This is a genomic window from Bacteroidota bacterium (assembly GCA_016711505.1).
Taxonomy (GTDB): Bacteria; Bacteroidota; Bacteroidia; order AKYH767-A; family 2013-40CM-41-45; genus JADKIH01.
This window is the reverse complement of sequence record JADJSV010000018.1, coordinates 66908-88002: the sequence shown is the minus strand read 5'-3', so window position 1 is coordinate 88002 and position 21095 is coordinate 66908. Positions and strand designations below refer to the sequence as shown.

At 37.3% G+C, this 21095-nt stretch carries 18 protein-coding genes; all 18 read left to right on the top strand.

What is annotated here, in order from left to right:
* The first annotated feature begins 8 nt into the window (after window positions 1-8).
* The gene (locus IPL24_16380; protein MBK8365180.1) at window positions 9-1340 is read left to right on the top strand and encodes a TolC family protein; all 1332 of its coding nucleotides are present in this window, start codon (window positions 9-11) and stop codon (window positions 1338-1340) included.
* Window positions 1341-1348: 8 nt separating this feature from the next.
* Complete coding sequence (locus tag IPL24_16375; protein MBK8365179.1) at window positions 1349-2419, top strand: efflux RND transporter periplasmic adaptor subunit; 1071 nt, start codon at window positions 1349-1351, stop codon at window positions 2417-2419.
* A 12-nt stretch (window positions 2420-2431) separates the two neighbouring features.
* Entirely contained in the window at window positions 2432-5524 is a 3093-nt protein-coding gene (locus IPL24_16370) for an efflux RND transporter permease subunit (GenBank protein MBK8365178.1), read from the top strand.
* A gap of 394 nt (window positions 5525-5918) precedes the next feature.
* Window positions 5919-7025 carry a hypothetical protein gene (locus IPL24_16365; GenBank protein ID MBK8365177.1) on the top strand — a complete coding sequence of 369 codons (1107 nt, stop codon included), beginning with the start codon at window positions 5919-5921 and terminating at the stop codon, window positions 7023-7025.
* A 231-nt stretch (window positions 7026-7256) separates the two neighbouring features.
* Window positions 7257-8240 (top strand): hypothetical protein, encoded by a 984-nt coding sequence (locus IPL24_16360; protein MBK8365176.1) that lies wholly within the window; start codon window positions 7257-7259, stop codon window positions 8238-8240.
* Between the two features lie 224 nt (window positions 8241-8464).
* Window positions 8465-8800 carry a hypothetical protein gene (locus IPL24_16355; GenBank protein ID MBK8365175.1) on the top strand — a complete coding sequence of 112 codons (336 nt, stop codon included), beginning with the start codon at window positions 8465-8467 and terminating at the stop codon, window positions 8798-8800.
* Between the two features lie 246 nt (window positions 8801-9046).
* On the top strand, window positions 9047-10660 hold the full coding sequence (locus IPL24_16350; GenBank protein ID MBK8365174.1) for a T9SS type A sorting domain-containing protein: 1614 nt from the start codon (window positions 9047-9049) through the stop codon (window positions 10658-10660).
* 87 nt (window positions 10661-10747) lie between these two features.
* Window positions 10748-11260 (top strand): hypothetical protein, encoded by a 513-nt coding sequence (locus IPL24_16345; protein MBK8365173.1) that lies wholly within the window; start codon window positions 10748-10750, stop codon window positions 11258-11260.
* A gap of 114 nt (window positions 11261-11374) precedes the next feature.
* Complete coding sequence (locus tag IPL24_16340; GenBank protein MBK8365172.1) at window positions 11375-11611, top strand: hypothetical protein; 237 nt, start codon at window positions 11375-11377, stop codon at window positions 11609-11611.
* A 216-nt stretch (window positions 11612-11827) separates the two neighbouring features.
* Window positions 11828-13720: an NADH-quinone oxidoreductase subunit L gene (gene nuoL / locus IPL24_16335; GenBank protein MBK8365171.1), complete on the top strand. Its 1893-nt coding sequence runs from the start codon at window positions 11828-11830 to the stop codon at window positions 13718-13720.
* Between the two features lie 40 nt (window positions 13721-13760).
* Complete coding sequence (locus IPL24_16330) at window positions 13761-15218, top strand: NADH-quinone oxidoreductase subunit M (GenBank protein MBK8365170.1); 1458 nt, start codon at window positions 13761-13763, stop codon at window positions 15216-15218.
* A 10-nt stretch (window positions 15219-15228) separates the two neighbouring features.
* A complete protein-coding gene (locus tag IPL24_16325) occupies window positions 15229-16599 on the top strand; it encodes an NADH-quinone oxidoreductase subunit N (protein ID MBK8365169.1) in 1371 nt (456 codons plus the stop codon).
* Between the two features lie 363 nt (window positions 16600-16962).
* Window positions 16963-17778 carry a MotA/TolQ/ExbB proton channel family protein gene (locus tag IPL24_16320; protein MBK8365168.1) on the top strand — a complete coding sequence of 272 codons (816 nt, stop codon included), beginning with the start codon at window positions 16963-16965 and terminating at the stop codon, window positions 17776-17778.
* 55 nt (window positions 17779-17833) lie between these two features.
* A complete protein-coding gene (locus tag IPL24_16315; protein MBK8365167.1) occupies window positions 17834-18448 on the top strand; it encodes a biopolymer transporter ExbD in 615 nt (204 codons plus the stop codon).
* A gap of 25 nt (window positions 18449-18473) precedes the next feature.
* Window positions 18474-19118 carry a biopolymer transporter ExbD gene (locus IPL24_16310; GenBank protein ID MBK8365166.1) on the top strand — a complete coding sequence of 215 codons (645 nt, stop codon included), beginning with the start codon at window positions 18474-18476 and terminating at the stop codon, window positions 19116-19118.
* 10 nt (window positions 19119-19128) lie between these two features.
* Window positions 19129-19923, top strand: coding sequence for an energy transducer TonB (locus IPL24_16305; GenBank protein MBK8365165.1), 795 nt, complete (start codon window positions 19129-19131; stop codon window positions 19921-19923).
* An 11-nt stretch (window positions 19924-19934) separates the two neighbouring features.
* Window positions 19935-20138: a hypothetical protein gene (locus IPL24_16300; GenBank protein ID MBK8365164.1), complete on the top strand. Its 204-nt coding sequence runs from the start codon at window positions 19935-19937 to the stop codon at window positions 20136-20138.
* 3 nt (window positions 20139-20141) lie between these two features.
* On the top strand, window positions 20142-21092 hold the full coding sequence (locus IPL24_16295; GenBank protein MBK8365163.1) for a substrate-binding domain-containing protein: 951 nt from the start codon (window positions 20142-20144) through the stop codon (window positions 21090-21092).
* The last annotated feature ends 3 nt before the right edge of the window (window positions 21093-21095 follow it).

The window sequence follows — 21095 nt, the reverse complement described above, 5'->3', positions numbered from 1 at the left end:
ATTGACCAATGAAGTTAGCGAATATTCACAAACACATTTTAATTCTACTTTTAACGATAGGATTTCAAACTGCCCAAGCACAAACTTGGACTTTGCAACAATGTATTGATACGGCAAAGGTTCGGAATAAAAACCTACAAATAAGTAGAAATAATATTTCCATTGGTGATCAAAAAGTAAAAGAAGCAAAAGCTAATTTAATTCCAAAGCTTTCTATCAATGCAGACTATAAATATTTTACAAATCTGCCATATCAGTTGATGCCTATGTCTGTTTTTAATCCTTCGGTTCCAGAGGGGCAATTTAAAGAAGCTCAATTTGGTGTTCCACACAACATCAATGCAAACTTACAATTGTCAATGCCATTGTATAATCCGCAAGTTTACGGGGCAATTCAAACGACAAAAATTGCATCGCAATTGAACGAATTACAATCCCAAAAAACCGAAGAACAAATCTATTTTGAAATCTCAAATCTGTATTACAACGCACAAATACTGCATCACCAATTAGCTTTTATTGACAGCAATCTTATAAATGCCACTCGACTGGTAAAAAATATGCAATTGCTCAATGAACAATTGGTTGCCAAAGGAACTGATGTAAGCAAGGTGAAATTGCAGGTTGCACAACTAACAACCCAAAAAGAAAGTATCAGCAGCAAATACGAGCAAGTTCTGAATGCGTTAAAATTTGCAATGGGTATTTCCATTGAACAAAATCTACAAATTGAACCAAACATTCAATATCAAAACACAAATGAATATACTCCTTCATCAACTTTAGATATTCGTATTATAAAAACTCAAAACCGTATATTGTCGAGTGAATTAAGCATGTTAAACAGATCAAGGTTTTTACCTTCGCTTAATCTTATTGGAATGTATGGAACAACAGGTTTCGGTTATGACAAACAACCGAATGATTTTCTAAAATTCTACCCTATTGGTTTTGCAGGTATTCAACTCTCTTATCCACTATTTAACGGAACCGTAACACAAAGAAAAATAAATCAGAAAAAAATTGAACTTCAAAACAATGAACTTCAAAACGGTTTACTCTCTGAACAAAATAATATGCAGGTTCAAAATGCAAAAATGCAAAGAGAAGTTGCTAAAAAAACAGTAGAAACAACAACGGAACAAATTGAACTGGCGAAAACTATTTACAAGCAAACTATTCTCCAGCAAAAACTAGGAACAGCAAGTTTAACAGATGTTTTACTTGCGGACAATGCTTTGCGTGAAGCACAACAAACCTATCTATCTGCTGTAATTGATTATCTAAAAGCAGATTTAGAACTTAAAAAACTAACTGGGAATATTTCAACAAATAAATAACATCAACAATGAATTCAAAATCATCACTGCTAAAAAAAGCGCTATTTATCATTATACCGTTGGTATTGATTGCCATTGTTGTAATTAAATTGAAAAACAACAAAGAAATTACGATGAGTAAAGTGTATCGATACAATAAAGAAGAAGCTGTAAATGTTCAGGCAGATACAATACAATTTGAAAATGTGAATGCAGAATATTTTTATTCAGGAACATTTGAGCCCAATAAGGAAACAAAAATAAGTGCAGAATTACAAGGGAAAATCAATACTTTTTTAGTTGAAGCTGGAAGTGTGGTTCGAAAAGGTCAAACTTTAATTCAATTAGATAATTCATTGCTAAAATTGCAACTTCAAACTATTGAAGTGCAAATAGAAGGATTGGAAGCAGATGTAAATCGTTATTCCATTTTGGTTAAAGCAGATGCCATTCAAGGCATTCAGTTAGAAAAAGCAGAGTTAGGTTTAAAATCTGCAAAAGTTCAGAAAGCAACTTTACTTGAGCAAATAAATAAAACCATAATCAAAGCCCCTTTTAATGGGGTAGTTACCGCAAAGTTAAGTGAGGAAGGTGCATTTGCAGCACCCGGTGTTCCATTGCTTCAAATTACTGAAATTACAACTTTAAAATTCACCATAAATGTTCCCGAAAAAGATTTAAGCCAATTCAAATTAAATCAAATCTATTCTCTAACTGTAGATGCTTATTCTGAAATTCTATTAACTGGAAAAACTAATATGATAGGCAGTAAATCCAATATGGGTAATAGTTTTCCTGTTCAATTTATGGTAAATAACACATCCGATTTGAAAATAAAATCAGGAATGTTTGGCAAAGTGAATTTGAAAAACGACATACAAGAAAAGGGAATTATTATTTCGTCCTCTTCTATTCTTGGATCCGAAAATCAACCACAAGTTTACATAGTAAAAAATGGCAAAGCCCATTTGCAAAATATCACTATTTCAAAAAAGATAAAGAACAAATCAGTATTGTCAAGCGGTTTAAAAACAGGTGATGTAATTGTAACGAATGGCTTTATAAATCTTTTTGACGGTGCAAATGTTACTGTTAAATAAAATCAGCGAAAAATGAACATTACAGAAATTTCAATCAAACGACCTTCGCTCATAATAGTGCTTTTTAGCGTATTTACTTTATTAGGATTTATCGGTTATAAAAATTTGAGTTACGAGTTAATGCCCGACTTTAATCAGCCCGTAGTTGTAATTAAAACTGTTTACCCTGGTGCCGAACCTAACGAAGTAGAAACATCGGTGTCACGAAAAATAGAAGATGCCTTATCCAATTTGGAAGGTGTAGATTACTTGGTTACAAAGTCGTTACCAAACGCTTCCATCATCATCGCAAATCTGAAATATGGAACAGATTTAGATAAAACAATGCAAGATGCTCAACGCTATATTGACAACATTCGTAAAGATTTACCACAGGATATTTTAAGTCCTGTAATGAGTAAAGTTTCGCCAAATGATTTGCCGATAATGTCCATCAGTGCTACAAGTAATTTGTCTGCCACCGAGTTTTATCAAAAAATGAAAGACGATTATCTTCCACAAATTCAACAAATAAAAGGTGTTGCAGAAATTACCATTTTAGGAGGAGAAGAAAGAGAAATACAAGTAAAAATAAATCAAGACAAACTGAAATTGTATAAAATTTCAATGATTCAGGTTGTTGAAGCTATCAATCGTTCGGGCTTAGACTTACCTGCTGGAAAAGTGCAAACTGAGAAAGAAAGTAATTCAGTTCGTTTAACTGGAAAATTTACATCATTAAAAGACATTAAAAACGTTCAAGTGGCTATGCCTGTTTTAGGAAGTCCAGTTTATGTAAAAGATATTGCAGATGTTATTGATGGTATAAAAGAAACGACTTCCATCAGTCGCTACAACGGTAAAAACGGCATTGGTTTAATGCTGAAAAAACAAGGTGATGCAAACGCTGTAGATGTTTCAAAAGCGGTTCGGGAAAAATTTCATTCAATTGAACAACAAAATGAAAGTTCAGGAGTAAAATTTATTATAGCAGACGATAGCACCGACAACACGATTGCAGCGGTTAATTCTGTTATTTTTGATTTGATTTTGGCGGTTATATTGGTTTCATTAGTAATGCTTTTATTCCTAAGAAGTTTAAGAAACTCATTGATTGTAATAATTGCAATTCCTACTTCATTGGTTACAGCGTTTGCGGTGATGTGGCTTTTGGGTTACACACTTAACCTAATGACTTTGCTTGCAATGTCTTTAATCATTGGGATTTTGGTAGATGATGCCGTGGTAGTTTTAGAAAATATTCAAAAACATTTAGACAAAGGAAAAGATAAACGAACTGCTGCAATGGATGGTCGTATGGAAATTGGCTTTGCTGCATTATCAATCACTCTGGTTGACGTAGTGGTATTTTTACCAATTCTTTTTTTACAAGTATTTGTTGCTGATATGCTCAAGCAGTTTTCGGTTGTTGTAGTAACTTCTACACTTACCAGTTTATTGGTTGGTTTTACTCTTACACCTTGGCTGGCTTCACGAATTGGAAAGAAAGAAGATTTACAACCGACAAATATTTTCAATCGTTTCTTACTTTGGTTTGAGAATCAATTAGAAAAATTTACCAATTGGTATGGTAGACAATTAGAATGGGTTTTGAGCCATAAACTAATTTTTACTGGAATTGTTTTATTGCTTTTTGTAATGACTTTGGGCATTATGAAACAAGGAATTATTGGTAAAGAATTAATTTCAACAGGCGACCAAGGAAAGTTCAGAATGGCTTTGGAGTTTGACAAATCAACTTCCATTCAGCAAAATAACTTGATTGCTCAAAAAATTGAAACATACATTATTCAACAACCCGAAGTAGCAACGGTATTCAGCAACATTGGTGGACCAAGCACAGGCATTGGAAGTTTGGGTGTAGGTTCTGCAAACAAAACAGAATTTACCATTCAATTAAAATCTAAAAAGGAACTTAAAAATGTGCCGACCGAAACATTTATGAAAAATCTTCGGGATGAATTGAAGTCAAAATTTCCGAGTATCAATTATTCAATGGCAGCATTGGGCTTAATACCTCGTTCTGCACCCATTGAAATTACCTTAAGCGGAAGTAATTTGGATTTGGTGATGAAAACTGGTGATGAACTAAAAGCGGTAATTGAAAAAATTCCAGGTGCTGATAATGTTCGCTTATCAGTTGAAGCAGGTAGTCCTGAATACAAAATAATTCCCGACAAAGATAAAATGCAACGATTAGGTTTAACAACGACTTATGTTGGATTGAACCTAAGAACAGCGTTCACTGGAAATGATGATGCCACACTTACCGAGAACGGAACAGAATATCCAGTGAGAATTTGGTTGAATGAATTTAGCCGACAAAACTTTGAAGATGTTCAACAACTTTCCATTGTTAATCCGATGGGTTTGCCAGTGGAAGTTTCACAATTTGCAACAGTTGAACAAGACAATTCCCCTTCATTATTGGAACGAAAAGACCGTCAGCCCGCTATTACACTTACCGCTGACGCATTGGGTAGACCATCAGGAACTGTGGCAGATGATGTAGTGGCTTATCTAAAAGAAAATCCGCTACCAAACGGGATACAAATGACTTGGGGTAGCGACATCAAAAGACAGAATGATAGTTTTGGAGCATTAGGTTCAGTGTTGCTCATTTCGTTTTTGCTGATTTACTTGATTATGGTAGCACTATATGACAGCTTTGTTTATCCATTTGTAGTTTTGTTTTCTATACCAGTTGCAGCAATTGGGGCTTTTTTCGCTTTGAATTTATCTTTAAGTAATTTGAGTTTATTCGCCCTATTGGGTTTAATTATGCTAATGGGCTTAGTGGTAAAAAATGCTATTCTAATTGTGGATTTTACCAATCAATTAAAAGCAGAAGGTAAACATTTTAAAGAAGCCTTAATCATAGCAGGAAAAGGTCGTATGCGACCAATTCTAATGACAACCCTTTCAATGGTAATTGGTATGCTTCCTATTGCAATGGCAACAGGAACAGCAGCAGAATGGAAAAACGGACTTGCTTGGGTAATCATTGGCGGACTTCTATCATCTTTAATTTTGACTGTGTTTTTAGTACCTATGATCTATTATTTAGTGGACACAGCAAAAGAGAAATTAAACAGAAGAAAATAGCCATCACACAGGTGTAAGCACATTTGCAATTCGCACAAGCCAACGCACAAACCAAAAATTGCAAAAGAGCTTACACCTTTACCACCCAAATAAAAATTATTTTTTAAAATTTCCTTCCCTTATAAAATTTTTAAAACCGCTACCCACAGCCGACACAAACAGACCCAATCTTAACTCGACAACAACACCGAAACTCACAGTGGACAAGGACTTTACAACTTCGACAGACAGAAGGCCAGCTTATAACATCACCTATACGCAAGCAGGGGTTTCGTGCTTCGTAGGACAGAAAAGTGCTATATTTGAAATTCAGTTCTTCGTAGGAAGTTCAGTGGTGAAAATCCCTGCCTGCGTATAGCTGAGAACCGTTAGCAACAATTATTTAACCGATGCTATGACAATCATTAAAAGAACGGAAATATTCATCGCAAGAAATCTCTTTGTGCTTCTAATGACTTTTAAAATCACGTCAAGCACAGGACAAGTGACAGAAAAATCGGATAATATTATAATAGAAAATGACGTAAACACCCAAGCACACATATTAAATCAAAGCACTACATTTCCGCAAATTCACACAAATTTAAATGGAATGGTAAGAGAGTTTGTAAGGACAATGTATCAGGACAAAAAAGGGAATTATTGGTTTGGAACAAATGGAAATGGTATTATCCGGTATGATGGGCAAACACTTCAAAAAATTTCAATCGAAGGACTCCGCCCATTAAAAGTTGTTTATGAAATTGTTGAAGACAAGGCTGGCAATGTTTGGTTTGCAACTTCTACCGGACTAGTAAAATTTGATGGTGAGAAATTTGCGTCATACTCGACAGAAGTCGGTCTTCAAAAAGAGGAAATCTTTAGTATTTGTATTGATAAAAAAGGCTTGATATGGATAAGTAATGGCGAAGGCGTCAGTCTTTTTGATGGTAAAAAATTTACACCTTTTATCTTACCTGAAACAAAGGTCGAAAGTCCAAAACCTATGTTATCAGAAAAATTGGTTTTTCAATTTTTAGAAGACAAAAATGGAACGATGTGGTTTGTTACCGATGGAAACGGAATTTTCAAATACAAGAACGGGGAGTTTACTCATTTAACAACTAAAAATGGACTTGCCGACAATAATGTCTTTGATATTTTAGAAGACAAGCAAGGAAATATTTGGATTGGTACTTTTAATGGTGGTGTAAGTAAATATGATGGAAAAACATTCACTAACTTCACAAAGGACGGAATTATTGAAGGTCTAGAAACCTATAATTTTTGTGAAGATAGCAAAGGTAATATATGGTTTACGGCAGAAGGATATGGAGTGTATCGTTTCGATGGAACAGATTTCACCCAATTCACAACTAAAGACGGATTAACCACAAACGTGGTTCAAAGTATACTTGAGGACCACAAAGGTCAACTATGGTTTGGCACTTGGCAAGGAATAAGTATTTATGATGGACAAAAATTTATGAATGCTAAAGACAAAGAACCTTGGACGAAGTAAAAATAACTGTTGCTAACAGCACATTTGCAATAGGCGGGGTTTCGTTCTCCGTAGATAGTTTGTGGTTACATAAAGATTGTATCTTTTCGATTAAACATTTGTGCTGAAAAGCCCGCCCATAGCAAATATGTGGAACGTTGTGCGTTATATTAAAACAGAAAATAAATGAAGCTGATTATTCTATTAACGTTAACAATTTTATCAGCTTCTTGTAACTTACAAGAAAAGAGAGTGAACACTAATAAAAAAAGTGATTCAGATAAAGTAGAAATTGAATCTCAAATTGGAGAATATGTTACAAGTGCATTTGAAGATTCGAAAGGTAATTTATGGTTTGGAACAAATGGAAATGGAATTGCAAGGTATGATGGTGAAAAATTAAAGTACTTTACAACAAAGGATGGGTTGCCATCTGATAGAGTTACTGCAATAAAAGAGGATTCAAATGGTATCTTTTGGTTAAATACGGGAGAGGGCTTAACCAAATATGATGGGAAGAATTTCACCAATTTTTTAGTAGGAACCAACTCCGGCAGCAATATGATTGCTAATTTACTTATTGATAGGAAGAACGTTTTTTGGGTTGGCACCTGGAATGGTGTCTATAAATTTGATGGACTAGCGTTTCATCCATTTCCGGTTCCTTACCCAAAAGTAGACACCAAAATAAATGAAGATACCAAGTATTGGATAATGGGTATAAGTGAAGATGCCAAGGGCAATATCTGGTTTCTAAGAGACGGCTATGGCGTTTGTAAATATGATGGAAATTCGTTTACTCATTTCCTGAAAAAAGATGGGCTGCACTCAAATAATGTCACCCAAATTGAATTCGACAAAGATGGAAACGTTTGGATTGGAACGAGAGTTGCTGAAAGAGATGATCCGGATCCCCAAAAGCGATTTGGAAAGGGTGGAATCAATAAAATGATAGGGAATGATATTATTTCATTTCCAGAAATAAAAGGATTTAATGATGGTGATGTGTACCAAATCTATAGAGACAAATCTGATAATATATGGATAAGTACAGTAAAAAATGGAGTATATAGATTTGATGGCAAAGACTTTAAACACTATGAAGTTCCAATTTCAATTATGGGAATGATGGAAGACCGAAAGGGAAATTTATGGTTAGGCGGAGCAGGTGGATTATACAGAATTAATCAGAACGGGGAAGTTATAAACGTAACAAAAAAAGGACCTTGGAAATAATACAAAATATCATGTCGATATTTTGTATTATCAAACTACACTTAATAACATAACAAACATCACTGCAAAACAAAAATCATCAGCAGACTCTCTTATAAAATTAATTAGGAGAGAATACAACATAACAGAATAATTTGTCAAATATAATTGGACAAAAGCACATGCAAAAACAATGAATCGCGAATCTTTAAATAAAAAATTTAACCTTAAAAAAAATTAAAACCATGTTAGGATTTTTACTCATCTACTTCATCTGGAAATATTATTCAGAACTGGCTGTTGAACACAACAAAAGCAAATGGGGGTATGCCTTATTAGGCATTGCTACTTATTACATTGGAACTTTTATTGGAGGACTGGCAATTGGCATCATCGATTTATTAGTTGGCACCGATCTCGTCGAATCAAACACCATCATTCTAAGCCTTATCGCTTTGCCTTTCGGTTTATTGTTTGTTTGGGCGCTGTATAAGATTCTGGAGAACCAATGGAAAACTCAAAAATTTCCTGAAGGCGATTCATTGGATAACGATCTTCTTAAATCAAACATTAAGGAGTAATTCATTTAACCCAGGAAATTATACTTGATAGATATGAAAAGTCTTACACTCATTAAGAGAAATATATTGCGTGATAACAAAACAGTAAAAATAAAACCGGAATAATAAGAACATCGTCTCATAATTTGTTTCTTGCCCAATGAAATACACAAATTTTATCTTATAACCCCCTTTTTTCCACAATTTTTATTTCGCTTTGAATTACTGATGTTATTTGTATAGCTTTAAAATCTAAACACACGTACCATGAAAAAATTAAAAATTACTCTCACGCTTTTAGCTTTCATGTTTTGTAAAGCTAACCTTTCGGCGATCGACAGCGAATGGTCGAAACGATACGACGGAGGAATGAATGACCGTGGTTTGCACGTAACAACTGAAGCCGGACTTGAATATCTTGCCGGAGTTTCTGTTTTTGCCGGCGGCTCGAAGATCGTTACTTCTACTTATGATGAGGACGGAACTCTAATGGCACTCAATGTTGCAAATACTTTTCTGAGTAATGCCAACGTTAAGCAGATCGAAAGAGACGATGCACAGTCTATTTATGTTCTATGCGAAAATTCACCTTCGTCTTTTACGCTGATCAAATACAATTCAGTTGCAAAGGAAAAATGGCGTAAAAATTATTCCAATTTCGTTGTAAAATTTGCAATTGCAAACGGAAGCGGACTTTACATCAGTTACCTTACTTCTGCCGGAGTAAGCGTAAGAAAACTTAACCGTGGAAATGGTAATACCGACTGGACAAGAAATATTGCCGATGTTAATTTACTTAGTAATTCGGCGAATGCTGATATGTCGCTTGACATAAACGACAACATTTATTTTGGCGGAACAACAACTACCAGCGGAAGTAATTACGATTACCGTATTGTGAAAATAAAGAAGAACAACACTGTTCTTTATAATATCAGATATTCAACTGCCGGTTTCCGCGACGAAGTTGTTTATAAGATCGTTGCTAATGCGGCAGGACAATTATTTGTTGTTGGTGATTACGATAATTACATTCCGGTACGCACAGATTTCCATGTTGTAAAATTCAGTTCGGTAGGCGCATTCCTTTGGGCAACTTCTTATGAAAGTTCAGGAGGGCCATCAGGATTTTCTCCTGTAGATGTTCAGATAGGTCCCGATGGCAATGTGGTAACGGTTGGAAATGATATTGACTTTTATAATATCAATCCGTCAGGAGAAGTTCAACGTGTAAAAGTTTCTAAATTTAATTCTGCTACCGGTGCAACAATCTTCAGTGTATTTCCAAATGCTCCCGATGGCGACGAAGATGATCTGAAAGAAGTAGCAGTTTGCATGACGATCGACATCAACAATAATATTTATTTTGGCGGAAACTCTAATGTGTATGCAGGTATAAGTGTGCCGAGAAACAGATACATGATTGCAAAAGCAAGCGGTGTTGACGGAGACCTGCAATGGGTTGATGCAAGTGTTGGTGGCGACGACGATCCTGCAAATATTGTGAATGATATTACAGTGACTACCGGTGAAGATGTGTATGTAGCATCTTCATGGGATCTTGGTGCAACCGTTGACATGCAGATTTCCAAATATTGTCAGGTTGGATGTTTTGGTCTGCGCACGAAGAAAGAAACGATCAGTTCAATTGATGTAAAAGTATATCCCAATCCAAGCTCTTCTTCATTTACAATATACACGAATGGAAATGACAAGGCAATTCAGGTAAAAGTATTTGATCTTGAAGGAAAATTAATCGAAGCAAGAACTGAAACAGAAAATGAATTTACAATTGGGTCAGATTTTTCAGCAGGTATATATATTCTGAATTTGCAAAATGAAAACTTTAATAAAACAATCAGGATGATCAAAACAGAATAGTCAGATTACTTAATCACAGAAAAGGGGGCCATCAAAATTATTGATTGCCCCCTTTTTGATTTATATTTGTAAAAAAGAAGGGATTGTATGAAAAATAAAACAGCGGGATTAATATTATTTTTTTTGTTTACTAAGTCATTCTGCTTTTCTCAGAAAGATGGAATAAACATGATATCACTGCGGGGAGAAAATTTTAAGGAAGAAGTAATTACTGTTCTTACTTGTAATGACAACTGTCTGGTCATTGATAATGAATCCGGATTTATTGCATTTACCCTTTCGGGAAAAATCGGAGAAAGAAATATTCTTGTTTCAGGTGAGACGCCTGTTATGAAAGGAACAAAGAAGATAAAGGTCGACAAGGATGGTGATCCGGCCTCACATCAAAAGCTAACCATTGAAATTTTCGGTTCGAATCCGGCTGTCGATAAGGACACCTATGAAATACAGGGCGAATCGGATGAAGCCATAATCACCATTCAACGATATGATGAGGCAAAGGGAGAACTGGTTGGAAATTTTAGTGTAAAGTATATCGACAGTACCACCGGATTAAAAAAACTAGGCGCTTCGTGTCGCTTTTTTGTGCAGGGAAAATAGAATCACGTTATTAACAATTGAAGTTCATAACCAAGTTTTCCGGATGACATAGGTCGTAACCTTAAACATCGTAATTCTGTTAAATTTGACGTAAACATTAACAACCCACAAGTTATGTCATTGTCCAGAGAACAGAAGAAAGACCTGAATCAATTAGGTGAATATTTCCGTCAGCTTGAACACATTGCAGTAGAGAACAAGATTGATCTTGATGTATTTATGTCTGAATACAAAGCAGATGGCTTCTCAGTTTATGCAACCGAAAAGGTAAGTATCGACGCAACAACGGAGAAACGCAAGCAAGCATTTCAAAAATCCGGTAAAGAGCAAAAAGAGAAGATCGCCAAGTAAGCCGTAATTAATTTTGTTGGCGACAGGTCTTTCGTCGACGCGTATACAATTGCCCCCACAATTTTAGATAAAGTAACTTCGCCATAATATCTGCTTTACAATATTATAGTCGTTGTTGATTTCCTAATAAATTATACTTTTGCCATCTTATAAAACCCTTCCGGGTTTTATGCTCAAATATTTATTTTTGAGTAAAAAATAAAGAAAATAGAACGCATGATTCAGTTGGCGTGGCTTATTCCTGTCTTTCCGCTTGTTGGTTTTTTAATTACCAGTCTGGGAGGCAAGAAGATGCCCAAATCGGTTAGCGGAGCTTTGGCCTCCTTAATGGTCTTAGCTTCATTTGTAGTTACAATTGCGATTTTTACTCAATTTGACGGTCAGCCTGTAACCCTTGATCTTTTCAACTGGATTTCTTCAGGCACTTTAGCAATTCCATTTTCATTTATGATCGACCAGTTAAGTCTGATCATGTTATTGATAATCACCGGTGTAGGTTTTTTAATTCACTTATATTCTATTGGCTATATGCACAGTGACGAAGCGTTCACCCGCTTCTTTTCATACCTTAACATGTTCATTTTCTTTATGTTATTGCTGGTAATGGGCTCGAATTACATCGTCATGTTTGCCGGTTGGGAAGGTGTTGGTCTGTGTTCTTATCTATTGATCGGATTCTGGTTTAAAAATCCGGAATATAACAAAGCAGCGAATAAAGCATTCATAATGAACCGTATCGGAGACCTTGGTTTTCTTCTGGGTATCATTTTGATCTATATGACTTTTGGAACTACCTCTTTCAACATAATATTCCCATCCGCAGGAGCATTTCCAACTGATCAACCTGTAATCATTGCAATAACAATGTTACTATTCATCGGGGCAATGGGAAAAAGTGCACAGATTCCTTTATACACCTGGTTGCCTGATGCCATGGCCGGCCCTACTCCTGTTTCAGCACTTATCCATGCTGCGACGATGGTTACTGCCGGAATTTACATGGTCATTCGTTCCAATGTATTGTATTCACTTGCGCCGGCAACATTAACGGTCATCACTGTGATCGGTGCAGCAACTGCAATATTCTCCGCTGCGATTGCCATCACTCAGACAGACATTAAAAAAGTACTTGCCTACTCTACGGTTTCACAACTGGGATATATGTTTGTTGCACTTGGTGTTGGCGCGTACTCAACAGCACTATTTCATGTAACAACACATGCTTTTTTCAAAGCACTGTTATTCCTTGCAGCAGGAAGTGTAATTCATGCAATGAGCGGCGAACAGGATATCCGTAAAATGGGTTCTCTTAAAAAGAAACTTCCAATCACCTATTTTGTTTTTCTTATCGGAACACTTGCAATCGTAGGTTGTCCTCCGCTTGCAGGATTTTTCTCTAAAGACGAGATCCTTGCAAAAACATGGATGCAGAACAAACCCGTCTTTTGGGTACTTGCCATTACAACCGTCATGACATCTATCTATATGCTGAGATTGTTCTTCCTCACATTCTTCGGAGCATTCAGAGGAACTCATGATCAGGAACACCACTTGCACGAGTCGCCAAAATCAATGACCATACCTCTGATCATTCTTGCAATACTTTCTGCAATTGGCGGATTCATGGGATTGCCGGAAGTATTTTCAGAGCATCACTCATTGAATCATTTCCTTGAACCGATTCTAACTTTTCCGGAAACATTTATTCACGCAGAAGCCTCACACAGTTTTGAATGGACATTAATGATCGGGTCTACGATCATACTTGCTATTATTTTCTTTGTTACAGCTAAAATATATTCTTCGGCAAAAGGAGTTCCTGCAGCTCAGGAACAACAGCTTTCGTTTTTTGCAAGAGCATCATATAACAAATTCTACATCGACGAACTATATGATATGATCATCGTTCGTCCACTTCGCGCAATAAGCGAGATCTTCTATAAGGTCATCGACATAAAAATAATCGACGGACTTGTGAACTCTGTGAACAAGACTGTGGTATTTGGATCTAAAACATTACGCCTTGTACAAACCGGAAATGTAGGCTTCTACATTTTCGCAATGGTATTCGGAGTCATTGCAATCCTATTATTTAAACTGGTACTCTAAATAAATTTCCGGAAAGCTGAATTGTTCCGGCCGATAAACAATGTTATCATTATTGATTTTCTTTCCGCTGATTGCGGCACTTGTTACTGTCTTCTCAGGAGAGCACGCAAAAAAAGTTGCGCTTGTAGCATCAGTGGCAGAGTTTGCGTTTTCATTATGTTTCTTCTTTCGCTTTGATCCTGCTGCGGGTATTCAGTTTGTAGAAAATTATTCCTGGATCGCAAATCTGGGAATCAGTTATCACATAGGAATCGATGGAATCACTTTGTTGCTGGTAATGCTTACAACGTTCCTTGTACCGTTGATCATTCTCTCGTCATTCAATCATACTTACAAGTCTCCGGGATTGTTTTACGGACTTATACTAACAATGCAATTTGCATTGGTAGGTGTTTTCTGTGCATACGATGGATTTTTGTTTTACGTTTTCTGGGAACTTGCCCTCATTCCAATCTATCTGATTTGCCTTATGTATGGCGGTAAAGAACGCCTCCGCATAACACTGAAGTTTTTCATTTATACACTTTCTGGAAGTTTGCTGATGCTTGTTACATTGATCTATCTATGGCTTCAAACTCCGGGAACACATAGTTTCGATCTGCAGGCACTATATGCACTGAATCTTTCTTCCGGTCATGAATCATGGATCTTCTGGGGAATGTTTCTTGCCTTTGCTATTAAGATGCCGATCTTTCCATTTCACACATGGCAGCCCGACACGTACGTTGACGCACCTGCTCCGGGAACCATGTTACTTTCCGGAATCATGTTGAAGATGGGTGTGTTTGGTGTAATGCGTTGGTTGTTGCCGATCGTACCCGCAGGAGTTGCTGAATGGGGAAATCTGGTTATGATCTTATCTGTTATCGGCGTAGTATATGCATCGTGTATTGCATGGATGCAAAAAGATTTCAAACGATTGATCGCTTACTCTTCTATTGCTCACGTTGGATTAATTTCTGCCGGAGTATTCAGTCTTACGTTTCAGGGTTTGCACGGAAGTGTGATTCAAATGTTGTGTCACGGTATCAATGTTGTTGGTCTTTTCTTCATTGCCGATATGATCGAACAAAGAACAGGCACACGTAAGATGGACGAACTGGGAGGCTTAAGAACAAGCGCGCCAATATTCTCTACATATTTTATGATCATCATGCTTGCCTCTGTAGCTTTACCATTAACCAATGGTTTTGTTGGCGAGTTTTTATTGATCAATGGAATTTTTCAATATGATCAGACCATGGCAGCATTTGCGGGACTAACGATTATATTAGGAGCGGTATACATGTTGAATGCCTATAAAAAAATCTCATTGGGAGAAGTAGGTTCTCTTACAAAGAAATTTGCAGCATTGAGTATAACAGAAAAAGCAGTTCTTATCCCGTTAGTCATTATGATCTTCTGGATTGGAATTTATCCCAAACCACTTCTCGATATTTCCGGCCCGGCAGTTGAAGCCCTCAAGCTTTCAATTCAGACGGCCACTACATTGAAATAAAAACAGGACCTTGAATACGCTCTTAATAATTGCCGGAATCGGAATTTTCGGTTTGTTTTCAGAAATTTTCAGGATCAAAAAGACCTTATTACCGGTTGTCTTTTTGGGACTGGCCGCAGCATTGGTAACAACCATTCTTGATTGGAATACAAATGTTACGTATTTCAATAACATGATGCAGGTTGATAATTTTTCTCTGGCTTTTACAGCAGTTCTTATTGGAATTACATTCTTGTGGTTCATTGTTTCACCGGGATTTTTCCTCGACGAAACAAGCAAGAGCGACCATTTCACTCTTATCCTATTTGCTCTTACCGGTGGAGTTCTATTGACTTCATTCAACAATATGATCATGTTGTTTCTCGGAATTGAGATCCTTTCTATTTCAATGTATATTCTGGCCGGGAGCAATAAAAAAAGTCTTGCATCAAACGAGTCAGCATTCAAATACTTTTTGATGGGATCGTTTGCAACAGGATTTCTGCTATTCGGTATCACATTAGTTTACGGGGCAACAGGAAGTTTTGACCTGGACGTAATTACAACACAGATCTCAGCGGGAAATTTGAATTCATCCATCATGTTATTAATGGGAATTCTTTTGATCATGATAGCAATGGTGTTCAAGGTTTCTGCAGCACCATTTCATTTCTGGGCACCGGATGTATATCAGGGAGCGCCAACTGTTATCACAGCATTTATGTCTACCGTTGTAAAGACAGCTGCGCTTGCGGCCTTCTTCAGACTGTTTGCTCACACCTTCACCGGTATGGCAGATGTGTGGCGTACGATTCTCGTTGTAATTTCCGCTACAACCATTCTTATAGGTAATATCACTGCTGTTTATCAAACGAATGTAAAACGCATGTTAGCCTATTCGAGCATTGCACATGCAGGTTATATGATCATGGCAATTGTTGCACTAAATACAGCAGCAAGTTCTGCGCTATTGTTTTATGCTATAGCTTATTCTATATCATCGATTGCATCATTTACAATTTTGTTGATGGTCAGCAACTCTACCGGAAACGATTCTATAGAATCATTTCATGGCCTTGCGAAAAAGAGTCCGTTTTTAGCAGTAATGACAATAATTTCTATGCTTTCTCTGGCCGGAATTCCTCCGACAGCCGGATTTTTCGCAAAATACTACATCTTCGTGGCGGCAATGGAGAATTATTTGACCCCTTTGGTGTTAATTGCCATCATAGGTTCATTGATTGGCGTGTATTTTTATTTCAAAATAATAATTGCCATGTTCAGAGAAGGCAATGAAAAGGAAATGCAGTTTAGCGGTACTTACAAGATAGTTCTAGTAATTGCCGGAATACTTGCCGTAGCTCTGGGAGTATTTCCCGGTCTGATTACCGGCTTGCTATAAATCCACTTTGCAAGCAACCGTTTAAAAGCTAGAGCATTAAGTAAACAATTGATTGCCTAAACAGTTCTTTAGATCTATTCTGCCGATTTTGTCGTATTTAATATTGGTGATGAATCGAATCTGTGTAAATTAGCGGTATCGAATAAAAATTGATTTCAGTGCGTTTTAGTTACAACCCGATAATCGGATAAATAATATTTAATTGTCAGGCTACGGTTAAATCGCAAGTATACTTTTTGGAATTAATCAGAATTTCCTATTATTGTCGTCCGGAAAAACTATTCATGTGAATAATTTTTTGTGGAAAAACATATTTAACCGAGTCTATAATCAATCCCATAACCAATAACTAACAGTACAATCATGAGCAACACAGCATCTAAAGGTGGAAATGGCGTTCAAGCCTTATTTTCGATTCTTGTAATTCCAATTTCACTCTTAATCGGATTTTTGATTTGGAAATTTGTCATGGGTAATCCTGCCGGATTTGAAGGCGGTGATACTGAAAAGGGCCCATTGAACGGAAATCTTTTAGCAACAATGTACAAAGGCGGAGTCCTTGTACCTGTATTGATCTGTTGCTTCCTGACATGTATCACATTTGCAATCGAGCGTTTCATTACCATTGGTAAATCAAAAGGCACAGGACGTATCGATGTGTTCATTTCAAAAGTTCGTTCAGCAATGGCGAATGGCGATCTGAATGCAGCGAAAGCAGAATGCGCAAAGCAACGTGGTTCTATTGCCAATGTTGTATCTGCAGGTATCGATGCTTACCGCATGATGGAAACAGATAAAGAACTTGATAAAGAACGTAAGATCCTTGCTATCCAGAAGGAACTTGAAGAAGCAACAACTCTTGAGTTGCCAATGCTTTCAAAAAATCTTGTTATCATTTCTACGATCGCTTCGATCGCAACCCTGCTTGGACTACTTGGAACGGTAATGGGTATGATCAAGGCCTTCCAGGCTCTTGCAACAGCAGGTGCTCCGGATGCAGTAGCTCTTTCAACAGGTATCTCTGAAGCCCTGATCAACACAGCTCTTGGGGTATTGTCTTCTGCAACCGCTATCGTATTCTATAACTTATTTACAAGCAAGATCGATAACATCACTTATGGTATCGACGAAGCAGGTTACAGTATCGTTCAATCATTCGCTGCGCGTAACAGAAACTAATTCGGTTTCCTTTATGGAATTCGAAAAGTAAACGACTCATCATTTTAAGTTACCGATGCCAAAAATAAAAATAGCCAAAAAGAGTCCTTCACTGGACATGACGCCGATGGTTGATCTGGCCTTCCTTCTTGTTACATTCTTTATGTTAACAACGAAGTTTCGCCCCGATGAACCGGTGATCGTTGACCAGCCATCTTCAGTGAGCCAGATTCCACTACCCGATAAAGGTGTGTTAATGCTTACAATAGATGGTAAAGGCCGGGTGTTTTTCAATGTTGAAGGTCAGCAGATAAGAAGAGATATTCTGGATCGTCTGGGAAGTCACTTTAATATGACTTTCGACGAAAACGAAAAAAAGCGGTTTTCAGTGCTTTCTTCAATAGGAATGCCAATGAAAGATTTGAAGAAATATTTGAATGCTGAATCAGAAGAGCGAAAAGTATTGAATGCAGAAACAAAAGGTATTCCGATTGATTCCACGAACAATGAATTAGCTATCTGGGTAAACTCAGCTCGTAAAGCAGCTCCAAGATTCAGCCTGGCAATTAAAGGTGACCGTGAAGCAGATATTCCAACGATCAAAAGAGTAATTTCAATTTTACAGGATAATAAAGCAAACCGATTCGCGCTCATCACCAATTTGGAAGGTGCTCCGGAAGCGGCAAAGTAAATAACGGTTTTAGTCAAGAAGTAAAATGTCAGAAGTACAACAACAAGAAAGCTCCGACAAAGGAGGCAAACATAAAAAGGTCCGTGCAAAGAAGTCGTCAACTCACGTTGACATGACTCCGATGGTTGATCTTGCCTTTCTTCTGCTTACATTCTTTATCATGACAACAACGTTCTCTAAACCGAAGACCATGGACATTACCATGCCGGTGAAAGACGAGGTTAAGGATGAAGACAGAACAAAAGTTCCGGCATCACAGACGATGTCAGTAATTCTTACAGCTGACAATAAAGTGATCTGGTATTTCGGTCAGGAAGACCCGGAGAAACCACCGGTAACAAGTATGGCAACGTTTTCTCAAACAGGAGAAAACAGTATTCATAAAATATTGCTTGAGAAAAATGCTCTTGTGAACAATCAGGTTAAAGCGGTTGAAGATTCAGTAAAACGCGGATTGATCGAAGACAAAGAAGATGTAATTAAAGCACACAAAGCAGCAGTAAAAAATGCTGAGAAAAAAGGATTGATCGTTCTTATCAAACCTGATGAGACATCAAAATATAATAATCTGGTAGACATCTTAGATGAAATGTTGATCTGTAACGTAGCACGTTATGCAATTGTAGATCTGTCAGAGTCAGAAAAGGAACTGGTTAAAAACACTAAATAAATTAGTAAGGATGAAAGTATCATTTGACTGGTCGAGTGCAGTAAGTCCCGAAAGGAATGAGCTGGTGTTTGAAGGCCGCAACAAAGAATATGGCGGTTATGTTTTACGTCAGAAATACCAGAAACGCATTATCATTGCGATGATAGCATCTATTACCGGTCTTGGACTGGCAATTGCGATACCTATGATCGTAGCTTACATCAACAAGGTTGTTGTTACAAGAGAAACAGCGATCACAGAATCGATTACTCTTGCAGAACCACCACCGATTGACAAATCTACTCCACCGCCGCCACCGGTAATTCCTCCGCCACCGGTTCAGCAAACAATAAAATTCACTCCGCCAAAAGTTGTAAAAGACGAAGAGGTTGTAGAACCACCGCCAACACAGGATGAAGTAAAAGAAGTTCAGGTTAGTACAGTAACCCAAGAGGGAGAAGACATTGTAGATATTCCGGAAGATCCAATTGTAGGAGATCCTGATGAAGGGAAAATTTTTCAGTTTGTTGAAGAGCCACCATCATTTCCGGGTGGAGAAGATAAACTGATGGAGTATTTAAGCAAGAACATTAAATATCCAACCATTGCGAAAGAAAACAATATTCAAGGCCGCGTATATGTAACATTTGTCGTAGATAAAGATGGCAAGGTTACCGGGGCAAAAGTATTGCGCGGTATTGGCGGAGGCTGTGACGAGGAAGCTCTTCGTGTTGTAAAGAATATGCCTGAGTGGAAACCGGGACGTCAGAACGGAAGAAGCGTATTGGTACAATACAATCTGCCGGTTGTATTTAACTTAAAGTAATACCAAGCCAAATGCCTGTACGAAGAACGGCTGCTGAACGAGTTTCTTTTATACTGAATATTTTTATGATCCTTGCATATGCATTCGGCGGTATTGCATTGTTTTTCTGGAAACTTCCGTCAGTTCCTGATCAGAATAGGAAAATTGCAAGCGGTGTTTTAATTTTATATGCCGGATACAGAACATTTAAATTACTGCGCACCAAAAAGAATTGACCGATGAAAATAAAAGCAAGAGTACTCTCACTTTTTACGGTCGTCGCATTTTTTTTTTCATGTAGTAACGATGGTGCTAAACACGCACCCTATACCGATACTCCCACCAGCGGAGAAATCCTGATACTTGCCGATGAATCCTATGAGCCTTTGATTCAGGTTCAGATAGACACATTTCAGGAAATTTATGTAAAGGCAAAGATCAATGTCCGGTATTTACCCGAAGAGGAATTATTCAAGCAATTGATGAATAACGACACCGTTCGGATTGCAATTACTGCGCGCGACCTGAATGATGCCGAGCGAAAGGATTTTGAAGTTAGAACGATCGTTCCACGTAATTTGAGAATAGCATCTGATGGAGTTGCATTGATCGTTAATCCGGAAAATCCGGATACGCTTCTTACAACAGATCAGCTGCAATCAATTTTGCAGGGGAAATACAGTACCTGGAAAGATCTTTCCGTTACCGGAATCAAAGACAGCATACTTGTTGTCTTCGACAAGAACGGTTCTGCTAATGCACGATACTTAAAAGAAAAATTTCTGGGCGACAAATCTTTTCCCAAAAACAGTTATGCAACCAACTCCAGTGCTGCTGTTGTTGAGTATGTAAGCAAAACAAAAGGTGCCATTGGAGTGATCGGAGTGAACTGGATCAGCGATTCTGATGACTCAACTACAACTTCTTTTCTCGATAAAATCAAAGTAATGGGAATTTCCCAGATGGACTCCGCAGGTGTTCAATTAGACTATTATAAGCCATTTCAAGCGTATATTGCGTTGAAAAGCTATCCATTGATCAGAGACATTATGATCGTCAATATCGAGGGCCGGAGTGGACTTGGCACAGGCTTTGCTTCCTTTGTCGCAGGAGATAAAGGCCAAAGGATGATTCGGATGATGGGACTACTTCCGGCAACAATGCCGGTAAGGATCATTCAGGTTAATTAAATC